This window comes from Acidiphilium sp., assembly GCF_049977125.1.
Classification (GTDB): Bacteria; Pseudomonadota; Alphaproteobacteria; order Acetobacterales; family Acetobacteraceae; genus Acidiphilium.
Genome location: NZ_JBMFGY010000008.1, coordinates 38,603 through 45,393 on the forward strand (window position 1 = coordinate 38,603; position 6,791 = coordinate 45,393).

At 63.8% G+C, this 6,791-nt stretch carries 8 protein-coding genes; all 8 read right to left on the bottom strand.

The window, feature by feature from the left end; all coding sequences use genetic code 11:
- Positions 1 to 79 precede the first annotated feature (79 nt).
- The 8 genes from ACP5E6_RS02775 to ACP5E6_RS02810 all read right to left on the bottom strand — a co-directional run bounded on the left by ACP5E6_RS02775 (position 80) and on the right by ACP5E6_RS02810 (position 6,660).
- Positions 80 to 1,066, bottom strand: a complete 987-nt coding sequence (locus ACP5E6_RS02775) for an RluA family pseudouridine synthase (RefSeq protein WP_427951361.1) — start codon at positions 1,064 to 1,066, stop codon at positions 80 to 82.
- Between the two features lie 28 nt (positions 1,067 to 1,094).
- Positions 1,095 to 2,423: a replication-associated recombination protein A gene (locus ACP5E6_RS02780; RefSeq protein WP_427951364.1), complete on the bottom strand. Its 1,329-nt coding sequence runs from the start codon at positions 2,421 to 2,423 to the stop codon at positions 1,095 to 1,097.
- Between the two features lie 13 nt (positions 2,424 to 2,436).
- Positions 2,437 to 3,225 (bottom strand): DUF2272 domain-containing protein, encoded by a 789-nt coding sequence (locus tag ACP5E6_RS02785; protein ID WP_427951367.1) that lies wholly within the window; start codon positions 3,223 to 3,225, stop codon positions 2,437 to 2,439.
- Between the two features lie 35 nt (positions 3,226 to 3,260).
- Positions 3,261 to 4,364: an S-methyl-5-thioribose-1-phosphate isomerase gene (mtnA, locus tag ACP5E6_RS02790; RefSeq protein WP_427951370.1), complete on the bottom strand. Its 1,104-nt coding sequence runs from the start codon at positions 4,362 to 4,364 to the stop codon at positions 3,261 to 3,263.
- A gap of 30 nt (positions 4,365 to 4,394) precedes the next feature.
- A complete protein-coding gene (locus ACP5E6_RS02795) occupies positions 4,395 to 4,880 on the bottom strand; it encodes a UPF0262 family protein (protein WP_427951373.1) in 486 nt (161 codons plus the stop codon).
- Positions 4,873 to 5,283, bottom strand: coding sequence for a DUF983 domain-containing protein (locus ACP5E6_RS02800; RefSeq protein WP_427951376.1), 411 nt, complete (start codon positions 5,281 to 5,283; stop codon positions 4,873 to 4,875). Before ACP5E6_RS02800 ends, ACP5E6_RS02795 begins: the two co-directional genes overlap by 8 nt.
- Positions 5,284 to 5,648: 365 nt before the next feature.
- Positions 5,649 to 5,873, bottom strand: a complete 225-nt coding sequence (locus ACP5E6_RS02805) for a hypothetical protein (protein ID WP_427951379.1) — start codon at positions 5,871 to 5,873, stop codon at positions 5,649 to 5,651.
- The gene (locus tag ACP5E6_RS02810) at positions 5,866 to 6,660 is read right to left on the bottom strand and encodes a hypothetical protein (protein WP_427951381.1); all 795 of its coding nucleotides are present in this window, start codon (positions 6,658 to 6,660) and stop codon (positions 5,866 to 5,868) included. Before ACP5E6_RS02810 ends, ACP5E6_RS02805 begins: the two co-directional genes overlap by 8 nt.
- Between the last annotated feature and the right edge of the window lie 131 nt (positions 6,661 to 6,791).

A 6,791-nucleotide genomic window follows, 5' to 3' on the forward strand; every position in this document is an offset into this window, starting at 1 on the left:
TCATGCGGCGGGAAATGGGGTAGCGATCCCGATCCGCATACGCCGAAGCCGCAACAACCCGCTCACGATGTCGTGATCTTCAGGCTTTACCGTGTTTATTCGCCCCCTTGGCAGGGTCGGCGGTGAAGCCGAGTGTCGCGAAACCCGCTTTCATATGCGGCGGCAATTCCGCCTCCACGCTCAGCGTGCCGCCGCGCGGATGCGGCAGCACCAGCCGGCGGGCGTGCAAATGCAACTGTCGCGCAAACCCCTCGGCAAAAGCCCGATCCTCACCATACGGCGCATCACCGAGGATCGGATTACCGATCGCGGCGCAATGCGCGCGCAGCTGATGGGTGCGCCCGGTGAGCGGCTGGAGTTCGAGCCAGGAGAATTTGCGCCCGGCATTGTCGATCGTGCGATATTCGGTCACCGCCTTCACCGCCCCCTCGGCATCGCGCCCGACCGGCTTGGTCCGCGCGCCCTGCGAGCCACCGATCCGCGCGAGCGGCAGGTCGATCTGCCCTTCCAGCGGCACGGGCAGCCCGACCACGATGGCCCAATAGGTCTTTTCCATGTCCCGCCCCCGGAAGGCGGCGGCGAGCTTGCCGGCAGCGAAGGCGTTGCGCGCGAGGATCAGCACGCCCGACGTGTCACGATCCAGCCGATGCACCAGGCGCGGCCGGTCTTCCGCGCCGAAGCGCAACGCATCGAGCATGCCATCCAGATGCCGCGCGATACCCTTGCCGCCCTGGGTCGCAAGCCCGGCCGGCTTGTCGATCACCAGCACGTCTTCATCCCGGTATAGCACGCGGGCGAGCAATTCCTTGGTGTCGTACTCATCCATCGCGACGATCTGGCGCTGCTTGGGCGCGGTGGCGGGGTCGGGCAGCGGCGGGATGCGCACGGACTGGCCTTCGGCCACATGCACCGAGGCTTCGACCCGCTTGCCATCGAGGCGGATCTGCCCGGTGCGGCACAGTTTCTGGATCGCCCCCTGGGTCAGATGCGGGTGATGGCGGCGGAGAAACCGGTCGAGCCGCATATCGGCCTGATCGGGTTCGACGGTGATGGTTTGAACGCTCATGCGCGCTCGTCGCGAAAAAAATCAATAATCATGCGCGCTCTTCGCGCAACTTGGCCCAATGGTCCAGCCGGCGCTTGATTTCATGCTCGTGGCCACGGCCATCGGGGCGGTAGAATTTCTCGCGCGCAATCCCGTCGGGAAAGTAGTTCTGGCCGGAAAACGCGTCCTGCGCTTCATGATCATACGCATACCCCGCGCCATAGCCGAGGTCCTTCATCAACCGCGTCGGCGCGTTCAGAATATGCGCCGGCGGCGGCAGGCTGCCGGTCGCCTGCGCCGCGCGCTTCGCCGCCCCGAACGCCCGATACCCCGCATTCGATTTCGGCGCGGTCGCCAGATAAAGCACCAGCTGCGCGATCGCGAGATCGCCCTCCGGACTGCCGAGCCGCTCATACGCCTCCCAAGCCGCGATCGACTGGGTCAGCGCCGCCGGATCGGCCAGCCCGATATCCTCCACCGCGAACCGCGTCAGCCGCCGGGCGATATACCGCGCATCCTCTCCCCCCACCAGCATCCGCGCCAGCCAGTACAGCGCCGCATCCGGGTCCGACCCGCGCATCGATTTATGCAGGGCCGAAATGAGATTGTAATGCTCTTCGCGGTCCCGATCGTATAACGCCGCCCGCCGCGCGACCAGATCGGTCAGCGCCGCCGCATCGAGCGGCCCGGTCACCCGCGCCGCGAACACCTGCTCGGCCATGTTCAGAATCGCCCGGCCATCGCCATCCGCCATCGCCCGCAGCGCCGCCCGCGCAGGCAGGGTCAACGGCAGCGCCGCCCCGGCCGCAGCCTCGGCCCGCGCCAGCAGCAGCTCCAGCGCCGCGTCATCCAGCCGCTTGAGTACCAGCACCTGGCAGCGCGACAGCAACGCCCCGTTCAGCTCGAACGACGGATTCTCCGTCGTCGCCCCCACCAAAGTGATCGTCCCGTCCTCCACCACCGGCAGAAACCCGTCCTGCTGTGCGCGGTTGAAGCGATGGATCTCATCAACGAACAACAACGTCCGGTCCCCGGTGCGGCGGCGGCGGGCGGCTTCCTCGAACACCCGCTTCAGATCGGCCACACCCGAAAACACCGCCGAAATCTGCACGAAAACCAACCCGGCCCGATCCGCCAGCAACCGCGCGATCGTGGTCTTGCCCACCCCCGGCGGTCCCCACAGAACCAGCGACGCGAGCGAGCCCCGCTCAAGCATCCGCGTCAAACTCCCCGCTGGCCCCACCAGATGATCCTGCCCGACCACCGCGGCCAATTCATGCGGCCGCAACGCCTCGGCCATCGGCGTGGCGCCGCGCCGCGCCGCCGGGGCTGGCGCGGCGCCGAACAGATCATCATCGGGCAGCAATTGACGAGGCATGACCCGTTATAGGTCAATTACGCCGATAGAGCACCTTCAACGCGACGAACCAGTCATACCGTGGATCGACGATGCTGCCATCGCGATGTTGCAGCGTATTACGCGCGGTGGTCGGCACATGCGTCAGCGCCACCGTATCATCGACATTGCCGCCGATCACCGACAGCATCGATGGGATCTGTTTGACGACGATGGCGCAATGCGCGGGAAAGAAACCATGGCTGGGCAGAGCGGCATAGGTCATGCTGCCGGCGCTATCGCGGCCCGCACAGATCACATCACCGGGTACCGGCGCATAGGTTGCGGGATTCTCCGCAAGCAGCAGCGGATCGGCAATCTTCCCATGTGCCGCAAGCCAGGCATAATCGATGTAGTCGGCATGATCGGGCGAATAGGGAAAATCCGGCCCCGCCCCGGCCATGCGCATCACATAGGAAATGAACGCCGCCGACCACGCGAAATGCCCGTCATCCTGCGGCGGAAATTTCCACCCCGCCGCATTATGCTTGCCGGTCCAGCGATCGTAATAATGCCCCGCATTCATCCCGATCCACCAGTAAAGCCCAACCTCCTGCCAATCCCCGTCATCGCGCTCCTGCTTCGCCTGCGCATCGACCGGATGATAAGCCGAAGGCGGCGTATCGATAATGCGGCTGCCCCAGTAACGCCATTCGCCCAACGCGATATTGATCGCCGCATTCCGCGAAAACGCCTCGTAAGGCTGATTGGCAAACGGCGGCGCATGCGCATCGGGCCGCACCGCGCACCCCGACAGCGCCACGAGCAGGCTGCCGACCCTCAAAAATTTCCTGGTTCTTTTTTTCAAAAAAAAACGACTTACGCGGCCTCCTGCTTGCGGCATTCCGGAAACATCGCCGCCAGCGACGCCGCATCCGCCGCGCACACGCCCCGCTCGGTGATCAACCCGGAAACCAGCCGCGCCGGCGTGACATCGAACGCCGGGTTAGCCGCCGCACTATCCTTGGGCACGATCCTGATCGTCGCGATCGTGCCGTCGAGCGCCCGCCCGGTCATGGTGGTCACCTCGGTCGCCGCGCGTTCCTCGATCGGAATCTCGGCGAGCCCATCGGCAATCGACCAGTCGATCGTGGAGGACGGCAGCGCCACATAGAACGGAATACCATTGTCGCGCGCGGCGAGCGCCTTGAGATAGGTGCCAATCTTGTTGCACACATCTCCGGTTCGTGTGACCCGATCGGTACCGACGATCACCATGTCGATCTCGCCGCGCTGCATCAGGTGCCCGCCGGCGTTATCGACGATCACCGTATGCCTGACCCCGTGCTTGCCGAGTTCCCACGCGGTGAGCGACGCCCCCTGATTGCGCGGCCTGGTTTCATCGACGAACACATGCACATCAATCCCCTCGTCATACGCGCGGTAGATCGGCGCAAGCGCCGTGCCCCAATCCACCGTCGCGATCCAGCCGGCATTGCAATGCGTCAGAATATTGACCCGCCGCCCCGCGACCGCCCGCGCCCGGATCAAACCAAGCCCATGCTCACCGATTGCCCGATTGGTCGCGACATCCTCATCGCAGATCGCCGCCGCTTCGGCATAGGCAATCTCAGCGCGCTCGGCTTTCGGATGGTCCTGCAACACGCCCTGCATGCGCACGAGCGCCCAGCGCAGATTGATCGCCGTGGGGCGGGTCGCGGCAAGGGTGGTGATCGCATGTTGCAAGGCGGCGTCTGACGAATCCGCGCGCATCGCGATCGCGACGCCATAGGCCGCAGTAGCGCCGATCAGCGGCGCGCCGCGCACCAGCATCGCGCTGATCGCGTGCGCAACCTCATCGAGCGAGGCAAGACGCGGCATTTCGAGCGCCCAGGGCAATTTGGTCTGATCGATGATGCGGAGCGACCACTGGTCGGTCTCGTCGAGCCAGAGCGAGCGAAAAGCCGTACCATCGATTTTCATGATGCTGATCCGCGTAAAAAATGATCCACGCTACATACGCCGATGCAACGCGCAGACCAAGGTGAAGATCCGCCGCGCGGTATCGAAATCAAGCAGGATTTTCCCCTCGAGCCGCGCCATCACAAGGTCGGCCCCCTCGTTGTGCAGGCCGCGCCGCCCCATGTCGATCGCCTGGATGCGCGCCTCGCGCCCTTCGGCAACAGCGGCGGCGTAGCTGTCGAGCAGCATCTGGTAGTCGCGGATCATCGAACGAAACGGCCCCGGTGCGAGCACAAGAATCTGCAATGTCTCATCCGCTTCACTGCGGATGTCGAACACCAGCCGACCATCCTGGACCGACAGGTGCAGGATGGTCTGGCGGCCGGGGTCGCTCGCGAGGGCAAAATTGTTATCGGCCGCCAGATCAACGATCGCCTGGTTGCGGTCAGCCTCCTGCATCGGGGTGAGACCGTTCGCGTCGTCATCCAGCACCACACGGATCAATTTGCCGCCGGTTGGCGTGCCGCCTTCAGCCATTGCCGATCGGCGCTGACGTGCGAACCACCGGAAGCGGCCTCAGCATGTTGTTCTTGAGCATCACCGCGAGCGTGGCTCCCTTGATCGGCCGCAGCATGCCGAGCAGAACGACGATACTGAGCGGCACGAAAATGATCATCGAGGTGACCCAGCTCATGCCGCCATCGAAATCCGCGAGAACCATCGCCACGATGATGAGATGCAGCGCGATCAGCAGCGTGATGTAGGGCGGCGCATCGTCGCATGGCACGCGACCGAGCGGGGCGGCGCAATGCGGGCAGGTCGGCTGCACCGTCAAATAGCCAATGAAGGCCGGCGCCTCGCCGCAGGACGGGCAGCGCATCGCGAACCCGCGCCGCAACGCCGTCGACCATCCCGGCATGACAACGAGTTGTTTGCGCATTGGGCGCGCAGGAGGCCAATTGTTTGACGCGGGATCGGACACGGTGACGATTCTTTCACGAGAGATGACGAAACTGCGATCCATGTTCGGCCCGATCGCGCCCCGTTGCAAGTGCGAAGACGGCAGCACAGACCATCCTCTCGCCCGGTGACAAAATCGCGCGTCATCCTGCTTAAGAATTGTAAAAGAACAGACTAACACTTGTAGTTTTACAATGACCGTTCGATGTTGCGGCTCTAACAGACCCCACTCAAGCACGTGTCTGCACTGTCACGCACAACACGCCATCAAAAAAAATCATACGAATAGTCTGCAAACATGCTGCTTTTTGTTGACATCGCATCGAGAGACAGTGAATAGCGATTCTAGCGTGCGTCTCGCGATTCGCGTCGCAACCATGTCAAGCGCAGATTGGTCAGAACGAGTATCGCACGTGAAAGGGAAGGATCGATCGTGCCGGCAAATGAAGCCATGACCATCAATGATTGCAAACTCATGCCGCCGGCATGATCCCGATCATCGAAACCATGGGATCGCGCAGCAACGCTCCGTTCTGCACGATTGTTATTGGCGTCGCATTCATCAGCCATTGGGGCCGAGCGCCCATACCTCCCATAACCCCGAGCGAAGGAGTATTCTCGTGACCACAGACCGCGAACCACGCGCACAGGCTCTGGCCATGCGCACCAATCGTAAAACCGCAAAACCCAAAACAAAGACGACGAAGGCAGCGCCAGCGAATTCATCCGGCAAAACGATCGCCGCGAAAATCACGACACCAAAAGCGATTGTAAAAAAATCGGCGGCCACGACACCGAAACCCGCCGCCGCGAAATCGCCCGCCAAACCCACGGCCAAAGCCGCGCCCTCGAAACCGGCGGCCAAACCCGCCGCCCCATCGGCCAAGGCATCAGTACCCAAGGCCGCGCCGGCGAGCAAAGCCGTCACAAGCCGGACATCGGCGGCCAAAACACCCGCGGCGAAAGCGCCCGCGTCCAAACCATCCTCAGCCAAAACAACCTCAACTAAAACCGCCGCGCCCAAAGCGTCAGCGGCCAAGCCCTCGGCCGCCGCGAAACCAATGGCGAAACCCGCGGTAAAAAAAGCCGCAGCCAAACCCGCCGCTCCAACCCAGGCGCCAAAACCTGCCGCCAAACGAACCGCGCCGACAACGCGCAAAACGGTCAACGGCAAAGCCACCAGCACTGCGCGCAAAACCCCGTCCCCACGCGTAGCCGCCGTCGCGGCCAAACCGATCGCCCCGAAACCAACCGCGAAAAAACCATCCGCCCCGGCAAAAGCCGCAACCACGCGTCCGCGCAAATCGACCAAACCGACCGCGGCATCCCCCGAGAACACGTCCAGCCCGACCGACACGTCCGACTGATCGAACCCGGCCGCGCCACGCGAACGCCGGCCCGAGCGCGATGAAGTCAAGCTTCATCGCGCTCTTGGCCTGTTCCACCCCGCCGGCGCGGCCGCGCGCCAAACCAACATCGGCCGCGCGC

Coding starts and splice junctions, on each gene's coding strand:
- ACP5E6_RS02775 (WP_427951361.1), bottom strand. CDS start 1,066: ATGAGCGTTCAAACCATCACCGTCGAACCCGATCAGGCCGATATGCGG.
- ACP5E6_RS02780 (WP_427951364.1), bottom strand. CDS start 2,423: ATGCCTCGTCAATTGCTGCCCGATGATGATCTGTTCGGCGCCGCGCCA.
- mtnA (WP_427951370.1), bottom strand. CDS start 4,364: ATGAAAATCGATGGTACGGCTTTTCGCTCGCTCTGGCTCGACGAGACC.
- ACP5E6_RS02795 (WP_427951373.1), bottom strand. CDS start 4,880: ATGGCTGAAGGCGGCACGCCAACCGGCGGCAAATTGATCCGTGTGGTG.
- ACP5E6_RS02800 (WP_427951376.1), bottom strand. CDS start 5,283: ATGCGCAAACAACTCGTTGTCATGCCGGGATGGTCGACGGCGTTGCGG.
- ACP5E6_RS02805 (WP_427951379.1), bottom strand. CDS start 5,873: ATGGCTGATGAATGCGACGCCAATAACAATCGTGCAGAACGGAGCGTT.